Origin of the sequence: Burkholderia sp. Ac-20365 (genome assembly GCF_017104715.1) — a bacterium.
Taxonomy (GTDB): Bacteria; Pseudomonadota; Gammaproteobacteria; order Burkholderiales; family Burkholderiaceae; genus Paraburkholderia.
Genome location: NZ_JAAGPI010000063.1, coordinates 1 through 23,382, shown reverse-complemented (window position 1 = coordinate 23,382; position 23,382 = coordinate 1). Strand labels below are relative to the sequence as shown.

Here is a 23,382-nt window from a genome sequence, read left to right as displayed (position 1 = left end):
GAGAGACACGATGAAAACCACGCGTCCTCATCTGCGAACAACCGGCGCGCGCCGGTCACGCGGACGTCGCCGTCAATGGGGCGTCGCGACGGTCGAGTTTGCGTTCATCGCACCCGTGCTGTTTTTTCTGCTGTGCATGGTGATGGATCTTGGCATTGCGCTATGGGTGAACCTGACCATGCAATATGCGGTGCGCGAAGGTGCGCGTTACGCGGTGACGGGGCAGACGGGGCTCGACCCGGACCAGAAGAATCCGCAGCGCTATCTGGCCGTGATCGAGGAGATCCGGGAACAGTCGATGGGCCTCTATTCCCTTGTCAACCCGAGCTACGCGATCACGGTCAACAACGGCAAGGCGCAGAGCTATTCGGACAACGCGAGCTACACGGCGAACATGTTCGGCAATCCCGGCGACATCGTCGTGCTGCAGATCAACTGCGCGTGGCCGATGATCACGCCGATGATCCGCTCGTTCTTTCCCGGCGGCTTCTTCAACTTCAGTGTCGCCGCGACCATGCGCAACGAGGGCTTCTGACATGAAGACGAGACCACGGCTCACAGGGCGGCGGCGCAGGACGCGGGGCATCGTCAGCGTCGAGTTCGCGTTGCTGCTGCCCATTCTGCTCGGCATCGCGCTGCCGCTCTACGACATCGCGCGCAACATCCAGGCGCAGATGATCCTGATCAACGTGAGCCGCGAAGGCGCGAACCTGTCGTCGCGCGCGGCGGCCACCTTCCCGATGCAGACGATCATGTCGTCGCTCGCGGCCACGACGCCGCCGCTGAGCATGAGCGCGAACGGCATGATCTACATCACGCAGATCATCGGCTCGCAAGGCTGCGACGCCAAAGGCAACGGCTGCACGGGCACGGTCGTCGCGCAATGGAAGTGGACGGGCGGCAGCGACGGCGGCGCGGCCAGCAAGATCTGGAACTGCGGGACGGCGGGTACGGCATGGGCTACCGACGGCTCCGGCGGGTGCAACAACCTTGGCGGCAAGACGCCGGCGCAGCCCGTCAATCTGCTCAAAGGCAGTTTGTCCGACGGGCAGATCGCGTACGCCGTCGAGGCGTTTTACGTGCAGCCGCCGCTGATTGGCGCGATCAGCCTGGGCGGCGGCGTCACGACGCCCGCGCTGTCGCCGGATCTGTATGCGATGAGCGTGTTCTGAAGCGCGCCAATACAAAAAGCGTTGAGAAGCACGGGGGATGCGATGAAAACTCTCAGAAGAACGACGCGCGCAGCGAGGCGCGAGCGAGGTTCGGTCAGCATACTGGTGGCCGTGTCGCTGGTTGCGCTGCTTGGCGTGGCCGGCCTCGCGATCGACGCGGGCCTTGGCTACATGATCAAGGCGCGGCTCGATTCCGCGGTAGACGGCGCATTGATCGCGGCAGGCCAGGCCGTCACGCGCGGCGCGAGCCAGGCCGAGCAGATCACCAACGCGACCACGGCGGCGAACGCATTTTTCGCAGCGAACTATCCGCAGGGTTTTCTCGGTTCGACAGCGACGCTCAGCGCGCCGTCGGTCAACATCAGCAAAGGCACCGTGACGATCGATCTCGATGCACAGGCGAGCGTGCCGCTGACGCTGATGCAGATTCAGGGCTTCAAGATACTCAATGTCGCGACCTCGGGCGAAGCGATCCGGCGCGATCTGGATATGTCGTTCGTGGTCGACGTGACGAGCTCGATGAGCGACACGACGACGCAGGCCGCTGTGCGTGCAGGTTCGGTCTCGTTCCTCAACAACTTCAATACGTCGACCGACCGCGTTTCGCTGATGCACTTCGCGACGGGTACCGTCGTCGATGTGCCGTTCAAGAGCGACCAGAGCCGCGGCTTCGATCGCACGACGATGACGAACAAGATCAACGGCTATAGCTTTGGAGGCAATACCAATTCCGTCGAGGGGCTATGGAACGCGAAGTATCAACTCGACCACGTGATTACGCAGCCGTCCAGCCTGCGTGTCATCGTGTTCTTCTCGGACGGCGCGCCGAACAGCTTTTCAGCGAAATTCCCCATTGCGACCGGCTATACGTGCAGCTCGAATACGAACACGATCAAGTCGGGCGACGACAAACCGGTATTGTCGAAGTCAAAAAATCCCTACGGCGATAATCCGGGCGGTCTGGCGGACATGTCAAAGCAGAGCGCGAACATGACGGGCGGCTGTTACGACGCGAATGCCAACAATATCGCGAATCTGCCCGCAAACTACGATTTGCACGCAGCCCAGGACGCCGACTCGGTGATTCCGATCATCACAAATTCGCCGCGCGTGGTGAACAACCAGATGCCCTACATCAACCCTGCCAACAATACCTCGGCCATGCAGGCAACCAACTTCACGAACGTGCAGATCAAATACCAGAACGTCAATCGCGCATCGCGCAATTTGCTCGAGGCCATGGCCAGCAAGGCGCGCGATGAGGGTATTTATGTGTTCGCGCTTGGCTACGGACCTTATCTGACGGTGCCTAAAGGACCCGACAACGAATACGGGCAGGACATCCTCAAATGCATCGCCAATGTCGCCGACGGCCCCAGCCGCTGTTATAACCCGAAGCAGCCTGTTGGCGTGTATTGCTACGCTGCGACCGTCGACGCCATCAAGCCATGCTACGCACAGCTGGCTTCCGCCATTCTGCGGATCGCCAGGTAGCGGCCGCGCATCAAACAGTGACGCTGCCGTGACAGGCGCGCGTGCTGCAACACCGTCGTCAAAGCCCGCGCCTTGAAGTGCGCGGGCAATCAAGGTGCGCTATCGTGTGACTGCCCGCGGCTCGCGCAGCGGGCCTCCTGACAAACGCTTCGTTTATCGACGGGGACGCACGATGGTCAAGAAATCCGCGCCGCACGCACCCGCGCAGCCCTCTGCGCAGGCTTCGCGCGCTTCCACGCGGCCACGCAAGAGCGGGGAAACGCCGGGCCCGTCCGGGCACCCTGAAATCGATGCGCAGGTCGTGCTCGTGCTGCAAGGCGGCGGCGCGCTGGGCGCGTATCAGGCTGGCGTATTCGAAGCACTGCACGATGCAGGCATCGAACCCGACTGGGTGATCGGCACGTCGATCGGCGCAATCAACGGCGCGATCATCGCGGGCAACCCGCCCGCGGACCGGATGAACCGGCTGCGCACGTTCTGGGAACGCGTCACGTGGACGGGCGCGCAGCACGCACCGGACTGGCTGGCGGCCTGCGGGCCCGCCTGTGCCGCGCTCGGGCTGCCCGCGTACCTGGCCACCGCATGGGCCGCATGGATTCCCGGTTACGAGCAATGGCTGCGCAACCTGTCGATCATGACGCAGGGCTTGCCCGCTTTCTTCACGCCGCGCGCCGACGCGTGGCTCGCGCTGCAAACACCCGTCGGGATCGAACGGGCCGCGTTTTATCACACCGCGCCGCTGCGCGAGACGCTCGCGTCGCTGATCGACTTCGATTATCTGAACAGCAAACACACGCGGCTGACCGTCGGCACGGTCGGCGTGGGCAGCGGCCAGATGCGCTATTTCACCAACCGCGACGCGCTGCTCGATGTCGAGCATGTGATGGCGTCGGCGGCGTTTCCGCCGGGTTTTCCGTCAGTGCGTATCGACGGCGAGGCGTACTGGGACGGCGGCATCTATTCGAACACGCCGCTCGAAGCCGTCCTCGATGACCGGCCGCGCCACAGTTCCGTGATCTTCACCGTGCAGCTGTGGCCCGCGCATGGCGACGAGCCCGCGTCGATCCAGCAGGCGATGAGCCGTCAGCGCGACATCCAGTATTCGAGCCGCGCGGAAAGCCATCTCGAACGGCAGCGGCAGATTCACCGGCTGCGGCATGTGATCCGCGAACTCGGCACGCATCTGCCCGAGGACCAGCGCGAAACAGCCGCCGTCAAGGAACTGCTGGGCTGGGGCTGCGGCACCACGATGCAGGTGATCGAGCTCGACGCGCCGGACTTCGGGCGCGACGATCTGCACAAGGACATCGACTTTTCGAAGGACGGCATCCGGCGGCGCTGGGAAGCGGGTTACGCCGACGCGCAACGGATGATCGAACGCGCGCCGTGGCGCGCGGAGCCCGACCCGATGGAAGGCATCGCGATCCATCGCTCGGACCCCGACGCTGTCTGATCGCGCGAAGGACGTGGAAGACGCGTAAGACGGCGACACATCTGAACGATTGCGCAAGCGCGCAGGCGTGTTGTACCTTGATCGAACAGTGCCGGGCACAGCATGCCGCGTTGCAATGCGGGGCGGCTGGACGGGCGAAGACAGACAAACAAAAACGGCAACCACAAGACCGATATGACGCATCCCAATGCAGCAGTGATCGAACGTTTCTATGAAGCATTCCAGCGGCGCGATGTCGATGCGATGGCGGCGTGCTACGCGCCCGATGTGACGTTCAGCGACCCCGTGTTCGGCGAACTGCACGGCGGCGAAGTGACCGATATGTGGCGCATGCTGGTGTCGCGCGCGCAGGAGTTTACGCTGGCCTTCAGCCACGTCAGCGCCGACGACGACAGCGGCAGCGCGCATTGGGTCGCGAGCTACCTGTTCAGCCAGACGGGCCGGAAGGTGATCAATCCCATCGACGCGCGCTTCGTGTTTCGCGACGGACTGATTGTCGAGCATCGCGACCGTTTCGATCTGTGGCGCTGGGCGGGTCAGGCGCTGGGCGCGAAGGGCGCGCTGCTCGGCTGGACGCCGTTTGTGCAGAACGCGATCCGAGCGCAGGCGAAGCGCGGGCTGGCCGCATGGCGCGCGAAGCCGGCAGCGGCATGAGGCAAGCATGTAGCAGCAGTCAATGGGCATGACCGCGTCGAGCCTGCCACGTTAGGGCTGGTGGGCGCGACAACGAAGCAGTGAGGGCGTGATGCGCGAAGTAGATGCTGCATGGCAGGAATGGCTGGCGACCAACGTGAGCCGCGGATGCACGCAGGAATCGATGGTCGAGTCGATGGTACAGGCCGGATTCGAGATGGTCGCGGCACAGGAGATCGTGCGCCGCGCGGCGTCGGCGACAGTTGCGCAGGTGGCCACGGTCGTGTCGCCCGCGGACGAAGCGCGCGCGTATGACTACGATGTCTGTCCCGTCGCGGAGGGCAACACGATCCACGCGCATGACCGCGACGTGGCCGTGCGGGTGCGCTTCGACCGCCCGCAGGTGATTGCATTCGACGACGTGCTGTCGGCCGAAGAGTGCGCCGAGCTGATCGAGCGCGCGCGGCATCGTTTGAAACGCTCGACCACCGTCAATCCCGACAACGGCCGCGAAGACGTGATCCAGCTGCGCACCAGCGAAGGCTTCTGGTTTCAGCGCTGCGAGGACGCGTTCATCGAACGGCTGGACCGGCGCATTTCCGCGTTGATGAACTGGCCGCTCGAACACGGCGAAGGCCTGCAAATCCTGCATTACACACAGGGCGGCGAATACCGGCCGCATTTCGACTATTTTCCGCCCGGCCAGAACGGCAGCGTGCTGCACACGGCGCGCGGCGGCCAGCGGGTGGCGACGCTGATCGTCTATCTGAGCGACGTCGAGAGCGGCGGGGAAACGGTGTTTCCGGATGCGGGGCTGGCCGTGATGGCGCGGCAGGGCGGCGCGATCTACTTTCGCTACATGAACGGCCAGCGCCAGCTCGATCCATTGACGCTGCACGGCGGCGCGCCCGTCACGGGCGGCGAAAAATGGATCATGACGAAGTGGATGCGCGAGCGTCCTTACGTCTAGCGCGGCTGAAACGCGCGATGAATTCGGGTATGGCGGGTGCTGGATGACCACCAGCGCAGGCGTGGCCATTTCAAAAGCGACGGGCGCCACGCGTACGCCCCTCCGAATGAAACAGAATACCGGGGACCCACTATGGACAACTATCAACTGGAAAGCGAGCTGCAACATCTGGAGCGGGTGCTCAGCCACATGGCCGCCGAGCATCGTTTTCCGCTGACCTACTGGCGCAACCGGCTCAATGCCGTGCTCTCGGCGCGTCTGGTGCCGTCGCAGCTCAAGCGCGCCCGCAAGCTGGATGACCTGTTGCGGGCACTCGAAACGCGCGCACCGGAAGTCGGCTGAGTGCATGTGCATGCATGTGCGCGGGTCGGGCACAACGGATGCTCTACTTCGGATGACTGGCGCAACCGTTGCGTCGGCGTAACCAGACGGAGTCAGCCATGAACAAGGACCAGGTGAAGGGCACGGCCGAAAAGGTGAAGGGCAAGATCAATGAAGCAGTCGGCAAGGCGACGGGCAACCGTAGCCAGGAACTGAAGGGCGACCTGCAGCAAGGCGCCGGCGAAATGCGCAAGTCGTATGGCGATGCGAAGGAAGCCGCCAAGGACGTCGCGCGCGAAGACCAGAAGCGTCATCACTGATCGCGAACGTGGAGCGGGCGGCGCGTACCGTGCCGTCCCGTTTCGACGTCGCGGCATTGAAACGCCGTTAATACATAGGGAGCGCATAAACAGACGGGCGAAGTCCGCAGGGCCGCGTTACGACGCGGCCCGTTTTTATTGCGAGTCCGTGCACCCTTAGAATGTGCGCTTCATTGATCGTCTACCCATCTGCTACTGGAACCCCGCGTGAGTCTCCCGATTTCTCCGCTTTCCCACGATTCCCACGATTTTCCCGATGTCCTCGCTGCGTTGCGCGAAGCAACCGGTAGCCGTCATGCGCTCATCGATTCGGCCATGCCGCTTTCCGCCGATGCCCCGACGCTCGATGACTATCGCTTGCATCTGCAACTGGTTGCGGCCTGGCTTGCTCCGCTGGAGCGTTGGCTCAAGGAGTTCAGCGATGGCCCGCAACACGCGTTGCCGTTCGTTGCACGCATGCCGCTGATCGAGCGGGATCTGGACGATGCCCGCGCAAGTGTGGAGCAAACCTGTGATGCGGCCGCCGCGCCCGATGCCGCCGATGCCGCTTACCGCTGGGGCGTGTGCTATGTGATCGAGGGATCGCAACTGGGCGGTGCCGTGCTTTACCGGCGTTTGCGCGACGCGCTCGCGCCGCATCCGTTGCGTTATCTGAGTGGCGATGGCGTGCCGCCGGGACCGCGCTGGAAAATTTTCATCGATTCGTTGCGCACACAGGTAGTCGCGCCGCACGATATCGGGCGCGCATGCGAAGGCGCGAAGGCGGCATTCGATCGTCTGCTGGCTCTGCTTCCGGCTGCGCGTGCCGAGGAAGCCGGCACACTGAGCGAAGTGAGCGAAGTGAGCGAACTGAGCGGCCGCTAGAACGGCGCTCAGTTCAACGACTGATCGCCTGCGCCGCGGGTTTGTCCGCCGTGCCCGCCGTTTTGCTGCGGCCGGCGCAGCAGCAGATCGACATGCCCGAGCAGCGTCTCGCGCGCGACCGGCTTGTGCAGCGTGCATTCGCAATCGAGGTCGACCGGAATATCGGGCGAAGCGCTCCACAGGATCACCGGCATGCCATCGAGTTCGGGATCGCTCTTGAGCGTGCGGCACACTTCTGCGCCGTCCATGCCCGGCATCATCAGGTCGGTGATGACGAGGGCGGGATGCACGCGTTGCGCGAGCTCCACGCCCTTGCGCGGCTCGAAGGCAGTCAGCACGTGAAAGCCCTCCAGTTCGAGAAGAAGAGCCCACGCGATCAGCAGATCCGGCTCGTCGTCGATGAGCAGGATGGTGGGAAGACGGCTGTCCGACAGTGCGTTCGAATCCATGTGTACAGGCAGACTTCAGCTCGCGCAGCCGGGAATCGGATGCAGGCGAACGGTCGTCGTTAATTGGTTCGGCACATGCATGACCCGTGCCAATTGAGTAAACGACGTGTTCATGCGCCTTCGCAGGCGATTTGCGGCGTGAAGCCGCATCGCGCCACGGCTTGTGCAGCGGGGCTTGCAGCGAATTCGAAGGCGCCGGGCAGTTCTTATTGAAGCGCGTTCGCAGGAGACTTACGAGTGATGGCGATTCGCAAAAAGTAACAGCGTCGTTGTAAGTTCTGATGCGCCGCGATGTCGATTATTCCAGGTCGGGAAGACGGCGGCGGGTGGCCTGATGTGTGCGGAAGGGTCCATGCGTTCACTTTCTTTCGGGTAGACTGCATGGCTATGGACCGACTAACCAGCCAACCGTGCACCGAGATGCCGGTCGACACCACGCAGGTGTTCGAACTGTTGCCCGACGCCTGGCTGATTCTCGACGAGCGCTTTCACGTCCTGCTCGCCAACGCGCGTTACTGCAACATGCAGGGTCTCGCGCTTGCCGATATTCGCGGGCTTTCCATCTACGACATCAACCAGTTCGGCTCGCAATCGCAGCGCGATTTGCGGCGCAACTGGCTCGACTCGATGCTGCCCGGCCTCGCGCCCGGCGAGACCCGCCTGTCGCCGCTGTTGCGCTACGACATGCCCGCGCCGAACCAGCGCGAAGGCGAACTGACGCCGCATTACTGGCAGGTGCGCACCTCGATCATCAATCCGGGCGACGGGCGCGCGCCGATGATCGGCATGTGCGTGATGGATGTGACGGACTCGATTGCGACCAGCGAGCGCGATCAGCGCGAACGCGCGAAGCTGCGTTCGCAGGCGCGCCTGCGCCAGGTGCTGGTCGACGAGGCGAATGCGGAATTGCGCGCGCATCGCGAGCAGTTGCGCCAGGCGCTCGCGTTCGCGCATGTCGGTGCATGGGAACTGGACCCGGCGACGGGCGCCGTGGAAGGCACCGATCAATGCAAGGTCAATCTCGGCCTCACGCCCTCCGATACCCTGACGCAGTCGCTTTTGTTCGACGAACTCGTCGACGAAGCCGACCGCGTGCGCGTGAACGAAGCGATGTCGCACGCGCTCGCGCAGCGCGAGCACTTCGAGGTGGAGTTTCGTGTCACGTGGCCCGATCGCTCGGTGCACTGGATTCTGCTGCGCGGCCTCGGCCGTTATCAGTCGGATGACACGCTGAAGGCGATCGTCGGCTTTACGCTCGACATCACGTCGCGCAAGGAAGCCGAACTCGAGCAGCGTGCGATCGCCGAATCCGAAAAGCGCGCCAGAGAGCACAGCGACGAAGTGGCGCGCGCGATGGACCATTTCGTCACCGCCGTGAGTCACGAACTGCGCTCGCCGCTCGGCGCGATACTCTCGTGGACCACGTTGCTGCAGCGTGCCGCCGATCCCTCACACGTGACGCGCGCGGCGGGCGTGATCGAACGCAATGCGCATCAGTTGTCGCACATGGTCGACGACCTGCTGGACAGCGGCGCGATCGCGACGGGCAAACTGTCGGTGAGCCTGCGGCCCGTCGATCTCGGCGCGCTGGCGGGCAACGTCGCCGAAGATATCCGCATGACGGCGGAGACGAAAGGGCTGCGGCTCGTGGTCGGCGAGCTTGCGCCCTGCGTGGTGATGGCCGACGAAAGCCGGATGAAGCAGATCGCGTGGAATCTGCTGTCGAATGCGGTGAAGTTCTGCGCGCAGGGCGAAGTCGAGCTTGGCGTGACGGTGAACGGCCACCAGGCGGAACTGAGTGTGCGCGATACGGGCTGCGGTATCGAGCCCGATGCGCTCGCACGGATTTTCGAGCGCTTCCAGCAGATCAATCCCGAAAGCGGCGGACGCGTGGCGGGCCTCGGGCTCGGGCTGTGGCTCGTCAAGCACCTCGTCGATCTGCATCACGGCAGCGTGACGGCAGAAAGCGCCGGGCGCGGGCAGGGCGCGACGTTTCGCGTGATCTTGCCGCTGTATCGATGAAAGCTGATTAACGCGAGTTTTTACGCGCGTTGTTAACGCGAGTCTTAACGATAAGGCGGCGGTTCGTTCAGCACCGCCCAGAACATGCCGAGATCGTTGATTGCGGCCATGAAATCATCGAACTCGACGGGTTTCACCACATACGCGTTCACGCCGAGATCGTAGCTGCGCAGCAGGTCTTTTTCTTCCCGCGACGACGTGAGCATCACCACGGGAATGCGCTTGAGCTTGTCGTCGCCGCGCACGTGTTTCAGTACTTCGTGTCCGTCGATCTTCGGCAGCTTCTTGTCGAGCAGAATGACAGCGGGATTTTCGTCCTTGCGGTCCGCGTACTGACCTTCGCGGCGCAGATAGTCGAGCGCTTCCGCGCCGTCGCGAATCGACACGACCGGGTTCGCCAGCCGCGTTTTTTCCAGCGCGATAAGCGTCAACTCGATGTCGTTGACATTGTCTTCCACCAGCAAGATCGGTCTAAGCACGCGTAGTTCCTCGTTGTGATGAGCGCGTCATGCGCGCCTGGCGTCGTTCGCGCCATCTGCGGTGCGGGCGTCCGCGCCCGTTTCCGCGTTGACTTCCGTGTTGATCTCTTTCGGCACGGGCCTGAAGGGCTGGCCTGGCGACAGTGCCGCGAGCCTTGCCACGGCAGCCGTCGCACTTTCTTCACGCGCACCCGCATCAGGTGTGAACGAGAGCGGCAACGAGAAATAGACGGTTGCGCCCTTGTTCAATTCTCCCTCGGCCCATGTCGTACCGCCATGGCGTTCGACGATACGTCGCACACTCGCAAGCCCGATGCCTGTTCCTTCAAATTCTTCCGCGCGATGCAGCCGCTGGAACACGCCGAACAGCTTGTCCACATAGCGCATGTCGAAGCCGACGCCGTTGTCGCGCACGAACACGACGCGCTGTCCCGCCAGGTCGCCTTCGCCCGCCCTGCTCGAAATCTCGATGACGGCAGGCGCGGTCGGATCGTCATGAAGGCGGCTGAATTTTACTGCATTCTCAATCAGGTTCCGTAGCACCACATGCAGCAGCACGGGGTCCGCCGTGACCTGCGGCAGATCGCCGATGCGCCAGTCGATAGGCCGTTCGCCCGTGTTGCGCTGTTCGTCGGCGACCAGCGTTTGCGCGAGCGTGCGCAGGTCGACGCTTTGCGGGCGCAGCGCGGCGCGGCCCATCTGCGAGAACGCGAGCAGGTCGTCGACCAGCTTGCCGCCGAAGCGCGCGGCGCCGATGATCCGCTCGACGAAATGCCGTCCACGCTCCGAGAGCTTTGCGCTGTCCATGTCACGCAGCAGATCGGCAAAACCGACGATATGCCGCAGCGGCGCGCGTAAATCGTGCGACACCGTGTACGAAAAGCCTTCCAGTTCTTCGTTCGCGCGGCCCAGTTCCATCGCCAGTTGCGCGAGTTCTTCGGCGCGCCGCAGCACGATGCCGAGCAACGCGGTGCGAAACTCGACAGCGATTTCAAGCTCCGCCTGGCGCCACGGCGACGAGCGGCCGCGCACGGTTTCCGTCCATGTGTCGAAGCTTTCGCGCGGCGACAGCGAGGCCGACAGCGACGACAGCTTCACGCGCGGATCGCCCGCCCATTTGAGCGTGCGCACGACTTCCGCCCGAAACCAGATCACGTAGTTGCGAAACAGCCTGGAGATCGACAACGCCAGCATGCCCGCGTACTCGGGATGCGCAGTGCGTCCCCATGCCTGCGCGAGATCGTCGGTCGACCAGATGTCGTCGCTTTGTGTGTCGAGCCACGCGACCAGCTGCTCGATGGTCGCTTCGTCGGGCGCGTTTCCCACGGGCACGATGCGCCCGTCGAACACGATCGCGGCACCCGTCGAATTGGTCAGCGCGAGCAGTTCGCGCGGGTCGTTGGCGAGCGCGTCGATGAAGTGATCGGTATTCGCCATTGCCGCGAGCAGGCGCGACTGGCGGCGGCGCAGTTCGAGCCGGTGTTCGGCTTCGGCGTGATCTTCCTTCGCTTCGACCTGCAGCGACAGCACCTGCGCAATGTGCTCGCACGCGGTGCGCACTTCGAACGGCGGCACGCGCGCGCTCGCGTGATGGCACGAGATCAAACCCCACAGCTTGCCGCGCACGACGATCGACATCGACATGGACGACCATGTGCCCATGTTCTTCATGTACTGCACATGCACGGGCGACACGCTGCGCGACGACGCGTAGGTCAGATCGGTCGGCGCATGTGTGACGGGACTCAGCGCGGGCACGAGCGGTGCGGGCACGTAGTCGGCGTCGGCGATCAGGCGGATGCGGTTGCGCACGTAGAGCGCGCGCGCTTGCGGCGGAATATCGGAGGCGGGAAAGCGCTGGTCCATGTACGACGGATAGCCGGCATCGAGCGCTTCGGCGATCACGTGGCCGTTGCCTTCGTCGTCGAAGTCATACACGAGCGTGCGCCCATAGCCCGTGATGCGATGCACTTCCTGCGCGGCGAGCGCGGCCAGATCCTCGACGCTCTGCACTTCCTGCAGGCGGTTGATGAAGGTGCGCACGAGCGGATACATCGACGAGAACACATCGGCCGTGCCGCGCGCAGGTTCGAGTTCGACGAAGGCCACGCCCTGGTAGCGGTGCACGACGATGGCCAACGGCGACGGGCGTGTACCGCGCTGCGTTGCGCCGCGTGGATCGTCGATGGAACCGACGTAGAGCGGCACGCCTTCCGAGCTTTCTGCTTCGAGTGACGCGAGCGCCTGGATGGCCAGCGTTGCCGCTTCGCCGAGCACATTGGACAGCGGTTTGCCCAGCACATTTTCAAGCGGGGTTTGAGCGAGCGACGCAACGTTCGCGCTCGCCTGTATGACGGTGCCGTCGTCCGTTACGCTAAAGAGAAAGCCATGCGGCTGGATGCCTCCCGGGATATGGATGGGTTCGCGCGCGCAATCGACCATCGCGCTCGCCATGTCTTCGTTATGCTGCTCGTTGACGCCCGGTGCGTTCGACATGCTTTCTCCATGTGACGGTCGCGCCATTCTCGCATACGCGTTGCGGGTTCTGCTCAGCGAGGCATGGCCGTGCCGTGCGTGCATCCGAAGCCGATCGCCATTGCCTGTCAGGTACACCGATTGCTACGGCTATGCGTTTCCCGCGTTCGTGCAGCCAGGCTGTGCCGCGCCCACATCATTCGCCTGAGGATCACAACCATGCCGACCGATTCCCGCATCTCCGAGGGCTTGCCGTTTCCGCTCGGCGCGACCTGGGATGGCAAAGGCGTCAACTTCGCGCTCTTTTCCGCGCATGCGACAAAGGTCGAGTTGTGCCTGTTCGACGACGAAGGCAAGAACGAACTCGAACGCATCGAGTTGCCCGAATACACCGATGAAGTGTGGCATGTGCATGTGGCGGGCCTGAAGCCGGCCACCGTCTACGGCTATCGCGTGCATGGGCCGTATGAGCCCGAAGCCGGACATCGTTTCAATCCGAACAAGCTGCTGCTCGATCCGTATGCGAAGGCGCAGGTCGGTGCGTTGCGCTGGGACCCGTCGCTGTTCGGCTATACGCTCGAAACGGAAGACGACCTCTCGTTCGACGAACGCGACAGCGCGCCATTCATGCCGAAGAGCCAGGTGGTCGATCAGACCTTCAACTGGACACACCCGACGCGTATTCGCGTGCCGTGGGACCGCACCATCGTCTATGAGACGCATGTGCGCGGCTATACGAAGCTGCATCCCGATGTGCCGGAGAAGATGCGCGGGACCTTCGACGGACTCGCGCAAAGGGCGGTGATCGACCATATCAAACGCATCGGCGCGACGACCATCGAGCTGCTGCCGATCCACTCGTTCGTCAACGATCAAACCCTGCTCGACAAGGGGCTGACCAACTACTGGGGCTACAACACGATCGGTTTTTTCTCGGCCGATCCGCGTTATTTTGCGCGCGGCCCGGGTGTGATCGACGAGTTCAAGGAGATGATCGACCGCCTGCACGACGCCGGTCTCGAAGTGATTCTCGACGTCGTCTACAACCACACGGCGGAAGGCAACGAGCGCGGGCCGACGCTGTCGTTTCGCGGCATCGACAACGCGTCGTACTACCGGCTGATGCCCGACGAGTCACGCTACTACATCAACGACACGGGCACGGGCAACACACTGAATCTCTCGCATCCGCGCGTGCTGCAGATGGTCACGGACAGCCTGCGCTACTGGGTGACGGAGATGAACGTCGACGGCTTCCGCTTCGATCTCGCGACCATTCTCGGGCGCGAGCCGTATGGCTTCGACGAAGGCGGCGGCTTTCTCGACAGTTGCCGGCAGGACCCGATCATCTCCAGCGTGAAGCTGATCGCGGAGCCGTGGGATTGCGGGCCGGGCGGCTATCAGGTGGGCGGTTTCCCGCCGGGCTGGGCTGAATGGAACGACCGCTTTCGCGACACCGTGCGCTCGTTCTGGAAGGGCGACGAAGCGACTTCGGCGGAACTTGCGACGCGCCTCACGGCATCGGGCGACTTCTTCAACCGGCGCGGGCGCAGGCCGTGGGCGAGCGTGAACTTCATCACCGCGCACGACGGCTTCACGCTGAACGATCTCGTCTCGTACAACGAGCGCCACAACGAAGCGAATGGCGAGGACAACAACGACGGACACAGCGACAACCGCTCGTGGAATTGCGGCGCGGAAGGCCCGACTGACGACGCCGAAGTGATCGAATTGCGCGAGCGCCAGAAGCGCAATCTGCTCGCGACGCTGCTGTTCTCGCAAGGCACGCCGATGGTGCTCGCGGGCGACGAGTTCGGGCGCACGCAGAAGGGCAATAACAATGCGTATTGCCAGGACAACGAGATTAGCTGGGTCGACTGGAAGGGTATCGACGAGCGCGGTCATGCGCTTGCCGGTTTCGTGCGCAAGCTGACGACGCTGCGTCACACGCTGCCTGTGCTGCGGCGCAATCGCTTCCTGACGGGCGAGATGCGCGAGGACATCGGCGTGAAGGACGTGAAGTGGCTAAGCCCGGCCGGCGTCGAATTGACAGACGAGCAATGGGCCGATCCGGCGATGCGCTGCTTTGGCCTCGTGATCGACGGACGTGCGCAGGCGAGCGGCATCCGTCGTCCGGCGTCCGATGCGACGTTGCTGCTGGTCATCAATGCGTATCACGATGTCGTCGACTTCACGTTGCCGGAAATTCCCGGCAGCGATCAATGGAGCTGTATGATCGACACGAATGCACCGGAACGCGATGAATTGCCCGATTTCGAATCGGGCGATGTGTATCAGGTGACAGGCCGTTCGCTGCTGCTGTTCGCGTTGCATGCGAAGGGTGAGACGAAGCGGATCTTCCAGCGGCTCGAAGAGCGCCTCACAGAGTAATTGCCGTTGGAAGGTTAGTGGCGGGCCTGAGAGGAAGTGGGAGTAGCAAAAAGAAAAACGGACCTCTTCGCGAGAAGAGGTCCGTTTTCATTTGCACGTCATGCCGCAGTTACGTAAATCACGCGCTGCGTGCCACCGTCTCCTGTGACGCTCCTCCAGTGCTCCATGCCGGCTGTCCGTTGCCAGTCGCACCGCCCACATTCGTGCGGCGCTGCGCCGAAGCTGCCGCGATCCGCTCGACATCGACACGCGGCTGTGCCGGGCGTGCATCCGTCAGCGTGCTGTAGAGCTTCAGATACGCCTGCACCGGCTTGCGCCAGCTGAAGTCGCCTTGCATCGCATTGCGTTGCAGCGTGTGCCACGACGAAGGGCGCATGAAGGCATCGAGCGCGCGTTGCACGGCCGCCGCGACGTCTTCAGGCGTTTCGCCGTCGAACAGGAAACCGGTTGCGCCATCTTCGGGCAAGCCGAGTTCGGGCGAGCGTTCGGGCGTGTAATCGACGATCGTGTCGCGCAGTCCGCCAACGCGCGACGCGACGGGAATCGTGCCGTAACGCAGCGCATAGAGTTGCGTGAGACCGCACGGCTCGAAACGGCTGCCGTGCAGCAGAATATCGGCGCCCGCATGCAACCGGTGCGCGAGGCTTTCGTCATAGCCGATATGCACGCCGACGCGCTGCGGCCACGCCGTGGCGAGATCGCGCATCGCGGCCTCGAGGTACGCATCGCCTTTACCGAGAATCGCAACCTGCAGACGCGGATGACGCGCGAGCAGCAGCGGCAGCGCGTCCGCCACGACGTCCGCGAGTTTCTGCGACGTGAGACGGCTGCCGATCGCGACGAGCGGCGCGAACGGATCGACGCTCAGGCCAAAGGTCTGCTGCAGATCACGTTTGCAGGCCTGCTTGCCGCGCACGTCGTCGACGGAATAGGGGCGCGCGATCAGCGGGTCGGCAGCGGGATTCCACGTTTCGCCGTCGATACCGTTCGTGATTCCCGACAGCTTGTGCGAGCACGCCTGCAGCACGCCTTCCATAAGATGCCCGAAGCGCGGCGTGAGAATTTCGCGCGCGTAGTTTTCGCTGACGGTCACGACCTGGTGCGCGTGCACGATACCCGCCTTCATCATGCTCAGCGCGCCGTAGAATTCGACGCTGCGCGGGTCCGTCAGCGCGGGCGCGAGCAGTTCGGGCGGCACGCCCATCCAGCTGCCGAGCGCGAGCGGATAGTTGCCCTGGAAAGCCAGGTTGTGCACGGTGAAGACGCTTTTGGCCGTGACGCCGGCCAGCTTCATCAGCAGCGGCGTGAGGCCAGTGTGCCAGTCGTGTGCATGCACGATATCGGGCTTCTGCACGCCGCGCACGCCGCGCGCAATGCGCGTCGCAGCGGCCGACAGCGACGCAAAGCGGATCGCGTTGTCGAGATAATCGCGGCCCTGCTCGTCCTGATAGAGGTTGTCGCGTTTGAACAGATGGTCCATCTGCAGCAGCAGCACGGGCACGCCCGTGTCGGGCATGTGCGCGCGTAGCAGCCGCGCGTCGCCACCCGGCAATCCGCCGATGCGGCAAATGGGCGTCACACCGACGGCGTGTTCCAGCGCCGAAGGGTACGCAGGCAGCAGAATGGTCGAATCGACGCCCGCATCGCGCAACGCAGCGGCGTACGCACTCACCATGTCGCCCAGGCCACCGGACTTCGCCAGCGGCACCGCCTCGGAGGCGACGAGAAGGACGTTCAGCGTCAAGGTTATGGCTCCCGGTGAAAGAACAGATCGAGTGAGACGCTTGAAAAGCCGCCGCAAATGGCAGGCGCGATTCGCGTGGCGAATCGGGTCGGCGAGAGGTGTGGGACGGACGGCTTCGATAAACAGCAAGCGGTGTGCCAAATGCAAGTTTTTGCGCGAGGCTTATGCGGCGCGGCTTGCGATTTTCTTCAGATCTTTACGGCTGGCTTTGCTGCTGTGCATGAAGCACTGTAGAGGATGAAATGCGTCAACTTGGTGAATATGCGCACGCGATGAAGGGATTCGCGCGAATGTAAAAGCTGGCGGAAAAAGCAGAGGGTTTTACATGGATGCTTTAAAGCGGCACGAGCGTTCGCGATGGATCGCTCGTGCCGCGCGGCCGTGGCAGGGCGCATTGCACGCCCCGCAGCCGCTTCGGGCTGTCAGATATCCAGCCGCGAAATCTTCGCACCTTCGAGCGACACGCCCGCCATCAGGCCGGCGTTGGTCAGCACGAATGCCTGCACCGGCTTGGTGGCCGTCGTCGTATCGATGTTGCCGTTCGCACCCACCTTCACGAGCGCGACCGTCGCGTCGCCGCCAACCGACCAGCCGTTGCTGTTGCGGAACTGGTCCAGCGCGTCCTGCGTCATGAACAGGAACACCACGCCCTTCGATTGCGCGCCGATCTGCAGGCCAAACGAGCCTGCCGCCGTGCTGTAGTAACCCACCGTTTGCCCGCCGACGCGCAAAGAGCCCTGGCCATATTGCCCGCCGATCCAGAACCCCGCCTGGACGACCGACGGGAACACCAGCACGCCGCGCGCTTTCGAGACAAGTTCGCGCGAGCCATGCGCCGTCGTATAGAGGCGCGAAAGCGTTTCGTCGACGCTTGAATCGATTGCGCGGCGCTTGTCCGCGTTGCTCGCGTTGGTGCTGGAATGCTCACCCGTCATCGTGCAGCCCGAGAGGGCCAGGCCGCCGGCAGCAAGTGCGGCGCTGGTGCTCAGTATGAATTTTCTTCTATGCATCATCGTTCTCCTGTCTATCATCGCGAGGTCCGCCGGCCAGCACCTCCCTTGGGGCTGTGCCGTCGCCGCGCAGGGCGTGAAGCCCTGTGCAGCAAGGACTGAGCTTGTGACAGCAGTTCGCGTGCCTGCCCTGTCCGCAGGCGCTTGCCGATGCCGTCCGGCCTGCGCGAGGCCACGCAATCAGTCCTCTGCGGTATGGACGTGGTCCCGTGAAGCACCGAGGTATGTATGAATTACACGCGTGTTATGCCGTATCGGACGTGGCGCGCTTTAACAGTTCGAGCAGACGTTGGGGTGTGAGCGGTTTTGCGCAATGCGCGTCGAAGCCGGCTTCACGTGCGCGTTCGCGGTCGCGTTGCGACGCGTAACCCGTACACGCGATCAGCAACATATGCGCGGTCGATCCGCGTGCACGCAGGCGGCGCGCGAGCTCCAGCCCGTCGACGCCCGGCATCGCAATGTCGAGCACCACGGCAAACGGCTGCCAATCGGAGGCGAACTCGCAGACGTCCTCGGCGCCGTGCATTGCGCAGCATTCGAAGCCGTTCGCGAACAGCAGCAGTTGCAACGCGTCGGCAGCATCGGCGTAATCATCAACGACCAGCACGCGGCGGTTGTCGCTCATGTGCGGGCCGACGGGTCGCCATTGCAACTCGTCTTCGTCGTCGTGCGGGTTCTTGGTTGGCATCGTTCGGTCTCCTGTTGGCGCTTCGGCGCCTTTGTCGTTCTCCAGAACCGCGAAGATCAGCAAGGGATGGACCCGCGATTCCTTTACGAATTGCATGAGTCGCGCTCAATTAACAATTTCGCCGCATCTCAGGGTTAACCAGGAAGAAAACGCCAATGGCGGGGCGCTAAAGATTACGAATAAGCGAAAGCCCTGTTGTTGAACGGTTGAAAAGGGGTGAAAGGGGTGAAAGTCCGTTTTATTCGTGCGACATAAACGCGTATTCGGATTTATATTCTGATCGGCGCCGCAATTCGCGCTTCCAATAAAGACAGCAAGCGAGGGACTATGAATACATCGTCTGTGATGGGACGGCGTGCGCTCGGCATGGTCGGCGGCGCGGCGCGTCTGGCAAGCGTGGATGTGCTGCGCAAGATGCATGATGCGAATGCGGCGGCGCGAACCTTTCAGCCACTGGATATCGCCGTCGAGCGCATATCGGAGTTGGAGCGCCGCGCGTCCTTTCCTTATATTGCGGGATCGGTGCAACACAAATTGCGCGTATTCGATTCGATACGGGATTTCGAGCAGCGTGGATTGCCTGCCGTTGCGCTGCCATGTTTTGAAAGCCATCTCTTCATTGACGAATTGCAGCAAAACACGGCACTCGCCATCGTCGATATGATCGCCGCGCTATTTGTGCATATTCGACAGCGCTTTCCCATGGCACGACGGATTGGCGTGCTGACGACGCCCGCTCTGTGTGAAAGCCGCCTGTTCGAACGATACGGCGAGCGGGTGCGCGTGGAAGTGGTGAGCATTGGCGTGCAGCGTGCGACCGGACTGCGCGCGGCTTGCGAAGCGCTGATCGGGCAGGGCGTCGACGTGCTGCTGCCGGGGAGCGCAGACAGCGCGTTATCGCTGCGGCGGTTGGGCGCGCAGGCTGTGCCTGTGATCGACAGCTATTCGGTGTATGCGCAACATCTTCTGTTTGCTGGGCAGCGCAAACCAATGCGCGAGATGAAACTTGGCGTGGTCGGCGGCGTGGGGCCGGCCGCCACCGTCGACTTCCTGCAGAAGGTGGTGCGCAATACGCCCGCCGCGCGCGATCAGGAGCATATCAAGGTTATCGTCGAGCAGAACCCGCAGATTCCCGATCGCACCGACTATCTGACGGGTTTCGGTGTGGACCCGTCGCTCGCGCTTTACGCGACCTGCAAAAAGCTCGAGGACGGCGGTGCCGATCTGATTGCGATTCCATGCAATACCGCGCACGCGTTCATCGCGCCCATCGAATCACGTCTGCGCGTGCCCATCGTCAACATGATGAACGTGACGGCGGACTATCTGCGCACGGCTTTTCCCACTGTCGATCGCATCGGCCTGCTGGCGACGGACGGCACGATTGCAAGCGGCGTCTATCGCACGGCACTCGAGGCGCGCGGCATGATTCAGGTGCTGCCGCCGCTCGCGATGCAGGCGCGCGTGACGAACGCGATTTATGGTGCGCGCGGCGTGAAGGCGGGCTTTACGAGCGGCGAATGTGCCGACGACATCATCGCGGCCGTCGAGAGCCTGTTGTTGCAACAGGTTGAAGTTATTCTGCTGGCCTGCACCGAGTTGCCGCTTCTCTTTCCGGATGCGGCGACGGTGACGCGCAAAGGCCGCACCGCGCATCTCGTCGATCCGACGGATGTGCTCGCGAGATGTTGCGTCGAGCACACGCGCGGCAAGCCGCTTGCCACGCGGGAGCAGGCGCAACAGGCAAGCGTGCCGGTCGAATATGCCGCCTATGCGAAGCGCGCACAAAGCAATACGGCATTTAATGCCGAAATGCTTTGATAAGCGTTTAGCAAATGACTGTGGTGTTTCTTTTCGCTTTCTAATCGCTTTCCGCTAAAGAAAATTACAAGGAATTTCTTTTCGTTGGCAAACGTTTCACAATAATTTCTTCATTCGACTTCAGACTGCGTTTCCAGCGACGGCCAGCGTTGTTTGCGGCCGTTATCGAACGTATAGCGCTGGAACCAGGATGCTCGAATGAACGGACTTCCTCTCTCTACTTTGCGTGTGGGTGCAATCGTTGCGCTCACATCGGTCGCGCTCGCCGCCTGCGGCGCCGACGATGCCGCCACGGTCGGCAACACTACACAGAGCGCTTCGCAAGCCAATAACGGCGGGCCTTCCGTACTGAGCGCGGCTGCATCGCCGTTGCCGTCTGCCGCAATGGGCAATTCGGCAAGCGCATTCAATACGCCCGCAGGCGACAGGATGAATGCGTCCGGCAACTCACAGGACAACGCGCAGGACAGCGCCGCCATTCTGAGCGCGCAGGCGAGCCTTGCCGCCGACAACCAGCAGATCGCGCCCGTTCTCCGCTATGCGCCGGGCGACGACAGCCATTGAACCGATGTTCACGCACTAAAGAAATAACGAATCAAAGCAATAAAGAAACGCGCGTGAATGCGCGCGGTTATTCCATTGTTAATTCCTTTCCCCCCGAGAAGAAGGCAATAACATCATGACATCCAATAGCCGTCGCCGTTTTCTAAAGACCGCTGCAACGTCCGCGGGCGCTGCCGCCGCTGTGACGATGCTGCCGGAATCGATCCGCAATGCGCTTGCCGTTCCGGCCAATTCGCGTACGGGCTCGATCCGTGACGTCGAGCACATTGTTGTGTTCATGCAGGAGAACCGTTCGTTCGATCATTACTTCGGCCATATGCGCGGCGTGCGCGGCTACAACGACCGCTTCCCGATTCCGCTGCCCAACGGCAAGCCCGTCTGGTATCAGCCGTCGAAGGCCGATGCGACCAAACCCGTACTGCCGTTCCACCTGAACACGCAGACCACGAGCGCGCAATGCGTCGGCGATCTGGATCACTCGTGGTACAAGACGCACGGCGCGATCGACGGCGGCCGCTACGACCAGTGGCCCGCCAACAAGACCGACATGACGATGGGCTATCACCTGCGCTCGGACATTCCGTTCCACTACGCGCTGGCCGATGCGTTCACGATCTGCGACGCGTACTTCTGCTCGCTGCCCGGCCCGACGCACCCGAACCGTTCGTATCTGATGACGGGCACGGTCGACCCGACGGGCACGAAGGGCGGCCCGCTGCTCGACAACAACGATTTCGTGGACGGCGACGTGCCGCCGAAGTATCAACTGCTGTCGTGGACCACGTATCCGGAGCGTCTCGAAGCAGCCGGCATTTCGTGGCAGATCTATCAGCAGGGCACGGATGGCTCGGACCCGCTGAACGGCAACTACGGCACGAACATCCTGCAGAACTTCGAGAACTTCATCAACGCGCAGCCGGGTTCGTCGCTGTTCCAGCGCGCGCAGACGGTGCGCACGATCGACGACCTGAAGGCCGATGTGCAGGCCAACCGCCTGCCGCAGGTGTCGTGGCTGTGCCCGCCCGCCGCATACTCGGAGCATCCGAAGTACACGCCGGCGTACGGCGCGGAATATACGTCGCAGATTCTCGATGCGTTGACGTCGAACCCCGAGGTGTGGAGCAAGACGGTGCTCTTCATCATGTACGACGAGAACGACGGTTTCTTCGATCACGTCGTGCCGCCGCAGGTGGCAACGTCGCGCGCGCAGGGTCTGTCGACGGTGACGGCGGACGGCGAGATTCACAACGTGGTGAATCCGGGACGCGGCGGCAGCTACACGGTCGACAACCTGCCGTACGGTCTCGGACCGCGCGTGCCGATGACGATTGTCTCGCCGTGGACGAAGGGTGGCTTCGTGTGCTCGCAGGTGTTCGATCACACGTCGGTGATCCGCTTTATCGAAACGCGTTTTGGCGTGCATGAGCCGAACATCACGCCGTGGCGCCGCGCGGTGTGCGGCGATCTGACGACGGCCTTCGATTTCCGCACGCCGGACGCGAAGATGCCGCCGCTGCCGGACACGAGCAACTACAAGAGCCTCGCCGACAACCAGTGCGCGACGCAGCCTGCGCCGACGGTGCCTGCCGTGCCGGGTCCGATCGATCCGCAGGAGCCGGGCATCCGCTTCGCGCGTGCATTGCCGTATGAATTGCATGTGAACGGCAAGGTCGACGAAAAGGCGAATTCGCTGACGATCGAATTTGGCAACACGGGCGATCAGGGCGCGCACTTCTATGTGTATTCGAGCAACCGCACGGATGGTCCGTGGCGCTATACGGTTGAAGCGGGCAAGACGCTGAAGGATGTGTTCAATCTGTCTTCGACGAATGGCGCGTATGCGTTCACCGTGTATGGCCCGAATGGTTTTGTCCGCAATTTTGCGGGGAATGCGCAGCCTGGCGCTAACGTGGCGGGTGTTCCGGGGCACAATCGCAAGCCGGCGCAGCCTGAGGTAAAGACGCATTACGACGTTGGCAATGGCAACGTGTATCTGAAGTTCACGAATCACGGTGACAGCATTGCGCGTCTGTCGGTGGTCGATAATGCGTATGGCGCGCATCCGCGGCCTGTGATTGTGCCTGCCGGCGCTTCGATTGAAGAAGCATGGGTTTTGTCGGCGAGTCATCACTGGTATGACCTGACGGTGAGCGATAACGATGACGCGGCGTTTCAGCGCCGGTTGGCCGGGCATGTCGAGAACGGGAAGGTTAGTATCAGTGATCCGGCGGCTGTGGTGCCAGTGATGGCGGCGTCGTAAGGTTTTTTTGCAGCAGCGCAAGGTTGGCCTCGGCGTGAGATTTCATGTCGAGGTTTTTTTTGTTCTGATTTTTGTCTGGCGACGCTTTGTTTGGTTTGCTTGTGTTTTTGCTGGCATCCGCGATATGTCTTGCCTGCTTCAGGCGTTGCCCCTGTGCGGGGCGGCACTTACTTTCTTTGCCGCCGCAAAGAAAGTAAGCAAAGAAAGCGGGCTAACACCGCCCGTTCTTGACCTCCGCCTGAGGGCCCCCAA

21 protein-coding genes are annotated in these 23,382 nt (G+C 62.7%); 15 read left to right on the top strand and 6 right to left on the bottom strand.

What is annotated here, in order from left to right; genetic code table 11:
- The first annotated feature begins 10 nt into the window (after nt 1-10).
- From G3O01_RS42875 to G3O01_RS42835, 9 genes are all read left to right on the top strand, one after another.
- Nucleotides 11-535: a TadE family protein gene (locus G3O01_RS42875; RefSeq protein WP_205813540.1), complete on the top strand. Its 525-nt coding sequence runs from the start codon at nt 11-13 to the stop codon at nt 533-535.
- A gap of 1 nt (nt 536) precedes the next feature.
- Nucleotides 537-1,172 carry a TadE family protein gene (locus tag G3O01_RS42870; protein WP_205813539.1) on the top strand — a complete coding sequence of 212 codons (636 nt, stop codon included), beginning with the start codon at nt 537-539 and terminating at the stop codon, nt 1,170-1,172.
- A 42-nt stretch (nt 1,173-1,214) separates the two neighbouring features.
- Nucleotides 1,215-2,666, top strand: coding sequence for a VWA domain-containing protein (locus tag G3O01_RS42865; RefSeq protein WP_205813538.1), 1,452 nt, complete (start codon nt 1,215-1,217; stop codon nt 2,664-2,666).
- A gap of 172 nt (nt 2,667-2,838) precedes the next feature.
- A complete protein-coding gene (locus G3O01_RS42860) occupies nt 2,839-4,119 on the top strand; it encodes a patatin-like phospholipase family protein (protein WP_205813537.1) in 1,281 nt (426 codons plus the stop codon).
- A 174-nt stretch (nt 4,120-4,293) separates the two neighbouring features.
- Nucleotides 4,294-4,773 carry a nuclear transport factor 2 family protein gene (locus G3O01_RS42855; protein ID WP_205813536.1) on the top strand — a complete coding sequence of 160 codons (480 nt, stop codon included), beginning with the start codon at nt 4,294-4,296 and terminating at the stop codon, nt 4,771-4,773.
- A 91-nt stretch (nt 4,774-4,864) separates the two neighbouring features.
- Complete coding sequence (locus G3O01_RS42850) at nt 4,865-5,722, top strand: 2OG-Fe(II) oxygenase (RefSeq protein ID WP_205813557.1); 858 nt, start codon at nt 4,865-4,867, stop codon at nt 5,720-5,722.
- A gap of 132 nt (nt 5,723-5,854) precedes the next feature.
- Complete coding sequence (locus G3O01_RS42845; protein WP_205813535.1) at nt 5,855-6,064, top strand: hypothetical protein; 210 nt, start codon at nt 5,855-5,857, stop codon at nt 6,062-6,064.
- A 98-nt stretch (nt 6,065-6,162) separates the two neighbouring features.
- Nucleotides 6,163-6,363: a CsbD family protein gene (locus tag G3O01_RS42840; RefSeq protein WP_205813534.1), complete on the top strand. Its 201-nt coding sequence runs from the start codon at nt 6,163-6,165 to the stop codon at nt 6,361-6,363.
- 207 nt (nt 6,364-6,570) lie between these two features.
- Nucleotides 6,571-7,227: a biliverdin-producing heme oxygenase gene (locus G3O01_RS42835; protein WP_205813533.1), complete on the top strand. Its 657-nt coding sequence runs from the start codon at nt 6,571-6,573 to the stop codon at nt 7,225-7,227.
- Between the two features lie 8 nt (nt 7,228-7,235).
- On the opposite strand, the gene G3O01_RS42830 is transcribed toward G3O01_RS42835, so the two are convergent.
- Nucleotides 7,236-7,676 (bottom strand): response regulator, encoded by a 441-nt coding sequence (locus tag G3O01_RS42830; RefSeq protein WP_205813532.1) that lies wholly within the window; start codon nt 7,674-7,676, stop codon nt 7,236-7,238.
- A 420-nt stretch (nt 7,677-8,096) separates the two neighbouring features.
- Here G3O01_RS42830 and G3O01_RS42825 point away from each other — a divergent pair, with 420 nt between their 5' ends.
- Nucleotides 8,097-9,698: a PAS domain-containing sensor histidine kinase gene (locus tag G3O01_RS42825; protein ID WP_241024734.1), complete on the top strand. Its 1,602-nt coding sequence runs from the start codon at nt 8,097-8,099 to the stop codon at nt 9,696-9,698.
- Nucleotides 9,699-9,742: 44 nt separating this feature from the next.
- On the opposite strand, the gene G3O01_RS42820 is transcribed toward G3O01_RS42825, so the two are convergent.
- Both G3O01_RS42820 and G3O01_RS42815 read right to left on the bottom strand, forming a co-directional pair.
- Complete coding sequence (locus G3O01_RS42820) at nt 9,743-10,177, bottom strand: response regulator (RefSeq protein ID WP_205813531.1); 435 nt, start codon at nt 10,175-10,177, stop codon at nt 9,743-9,745.
- Between the two features lie 27 nt (nt 10,178-10,204).
- A complete protein-coding gene (locus tag G3O01_RS42815) occupies nt 10,205-12,673 on the bottom strand; it encodes an ATP-binding protein (protein WP_205813530.1) in 2,469 nt (822 codons plus the stop codon).
- Between the two features lie 198 nt (nt 12,674-12,871).
- Here G3O01_RS42815 and glgX point away from each other — a divergent pair, with 198 nt between their 5' ends.
- Nucleotides 12,872-15,043, top strand: coding sequence for a glycogen debranching protein GlgX (glgX, locus tag G3O01_RS42810; protein ID WP_205813529.1), 2,172 nt, complete (start codon nt 12,872-12,874; stop codon nt 15,041-15,043).
- A gap of 118 nt (nt 15,044-15,161) precedes the next feature.
- Here the strand turns inward: glgX and glgA are convergent, their stop codons facing one another.
- The 3 genes from glgA to G3O01_RS42795 all read right to left on the bottom strand — a co-directional run bounded on the left by glgA (nt 15,162) and on the right by G3O01_RS42795 (nt 18,485).
- Nucleotides 15,162-16,787, bottom strand: coding sequence for a glycogen synthase GlgA (gene glgA / locus G3O01_RS42805; RefSeq protein WP_205813528.1), 1,626 nt, complete (start codon nt 16,785-16,787; stop codon nt 15,162-15,164).
- 422 nt (nt 16,788-17,209) lie between these two features.
- Nucleotides 17,210-17,797 carry a YSC84-related protein gene (locus G3O01_RS42800; protein ID WP_205813555.1) on the bottom strand — a complete coding sequence of 196 codons (588 nt, stop codon included), beginning with the start codon at nt 17,795-17,797 and terminating at the stop codon, nt 17,210-17,212.
- 244 nt (nt 17,798-18,041) lie between these two features.
- A complete protein-coding gene (locus G3O01_RS42795; protein WP_205813527.1) occupies nt 18,042-18,485 on the bottom strand; it encodes a response regulator in 444 nt (147 codons plus the stop codon).
- Between the two features lie 327 nt (nt 18,486-18,812).
- Here G3O01_RS42795 and G3O01_RS42790 point away from each other — a divergent pair, with 327 nt between their 5' ends.
- The 4 genes from G3O01_RS42790 to G3O01_RS42775 all read left to right on the top strand — a co-directional run.
- Nucleotides 18,813-20,306 carry an amino acid racemase gene (locus G3O01_RS42790; RefSeq protein WP_205813526.1) on the top strand — a complete coding sequence of 498 codons (1,494 nt, stop codon included), beginning with the start codon at nt 18,813-18,815 and terminating at the stop codon, nt 20,304-20,306.
- Between the two features lie 198 nt (nt 20,307-20,504).
- A complete protein-coding gene (locus G3O01_RS42785) occupies nt 20,505-20,870 on the top strand; it encodes a hypothetical protein (RefSeq protein WP_205813525.1) in 366 nt (121 codons plus the stop codon).
- 115 nt (nt 20,871-20,985) lie between these two features.
- Nucleotides 20,986-23,130, top strand: coding sequence for a phospholipase C, phosphocholine-specific (locus G3O01_RS42780; RefSeq protein ID WP_205813524.1), 2,145 nt, complete (start codon nt 20,986-20,988; stop codon nt 23,128-23,130).
- Nucleotides 23,131-23,137: 7 nt separating this feature from the next.
- Nucleotides 23,138-23,382, top strand: a 245-nt coding sequence (locus G3O01_RS42775; protein ID WP_205813523.1) for a hypothetical protein, incomplete at its 3' end; no start/stop codon positions are given.

What these genes read in the sequence shown, in the direction of transcription:
- G3O01_RS42875 (WP_205813540.1), top strand. Translation starts at nt 11, where the DNA reads ATGAAAACCACGCGTCCTCATCTGCGAACAACCGGCGCGCGCCGGTCA.
- G3O01_RS42870 (WP_205813539.1), top strand. Translation starts at nt 537, where the DNA reads ATGAAGACGAGACCACGGCTCACAGGGCGGCGGCGCAGGACGCGGGGC.
- G3O01_RS42865 (WP_205813538.1), top strand. Translation starts at nt 1,215, where the DNA reads ATGAAAACTCTCAGAAGAACGACGCGCGCAGCGAGGCGCGAGCGAGGT.
- G3O01_RS42860 (WP_205813537.1), top strand. Translation starts at nt 2,839, where the DNA reads ATGGTCAAGAAATCCGCGCCGCACGCACCCGCGCAGCCCTCTGCGCAG.
- G3O01_RS42855 (WP_205813536.1), top strand. Translation starts at nt 4,294, where the DNA reads ATGACGCATCCCAATGCAGCAGTGATCGAACGTTTCTATGAAGCATTC.
- G3O01_RS42850 (WP_205813557.1), top strand. Translation starts at nt 4,865, where the DNA reads ATGCGCGAAGTAGATGCTGCATGGCAGGAATGGCTGGCGACCAACGTG.
- G3O01_RS42845 (WP_205813535.1), top strand. Translation starts at nt 5,855, where the DNA reads ATGGACAACTATCAACTGGAAAGCGAGCTGCAACATCTGGAGCGGGTG.
- G3O01_RS42840 (WP_205813534.1), top strand. Translation starts at nt 6,163, where the DNA reads ATGAACAAGGACCAGGTGAAGGGCACGGCCGAAAAGGTGAAGGGCAAG.
- G3O01_RS42830 (WP_205813532.1), bottom strand. Translation starts at nt 7,676, where the DNA reads ATGGATTCGAACGCACTGTCGGACAGCCGTCTTCCCACCATCCTGCTC.
- G3O01_RS42825 (WP_241024734.1), top strand. Translation starts at nt 8,097, where the DNA reads ATGCCGGTCGACACCACGCAGGTGTTCGAACTGTTGCCCGACGCCTGG.
- G3O01_RS42815 (WP_205813530.1), bottom strand. Translation starts at nt 12,673, where the DNA reads ATGTCGAACGCACCGGGCGTCAACGAGCAGCATAACGAAGACATGGCG.
- glgX (WP_205813529.1), top strand. Translation starts at nt 12,872, where the DNA reads ATGCCGACCGATTCCCGCATCTCCGAGGGCTTGCCGTTTCCGCTCGGC.
- G3O01_RS42800 (WP_205813555.1), bottom strand. Translation starts at nt 17,797, where the DNA reads ATGCATAGAAGAAAATTCATACTGAGCACCAGCGCCGCACTTGCTGCC.
- G3O01_RS42795 (WP_205813527.1), bottom strand. Translation starts at nt 18,485, where the DNA reads ATGCCAACCAAGAACCCGCACGACGACGAAGACGAGTTGCAATGGCGA.
- G3O01_RS42790 (WP_205813526.1), top strand. Translation starts at nt 18,813, where the DNA reads ATGAATACATCGTCTGTGATGGGACGGCGTGCGCTCGGCATGGTCGGC.
- G3O01_RS42785 (WP_205813525.1), top strand. Translation starts at nt 20,505, where the DNA reads ATGAACGGACTTCCTCTCTCTACTTTGCGTGTGGGTGCAATCGTTGCG.
- G3O01_RS42780 (WP_205813524.1), top strand. Translation starts at nt 20,986, where the DNA reads ATGACATCCAATAGCCGTCGCCGTTTTCTAAAGACCGCTGCAACGTCC.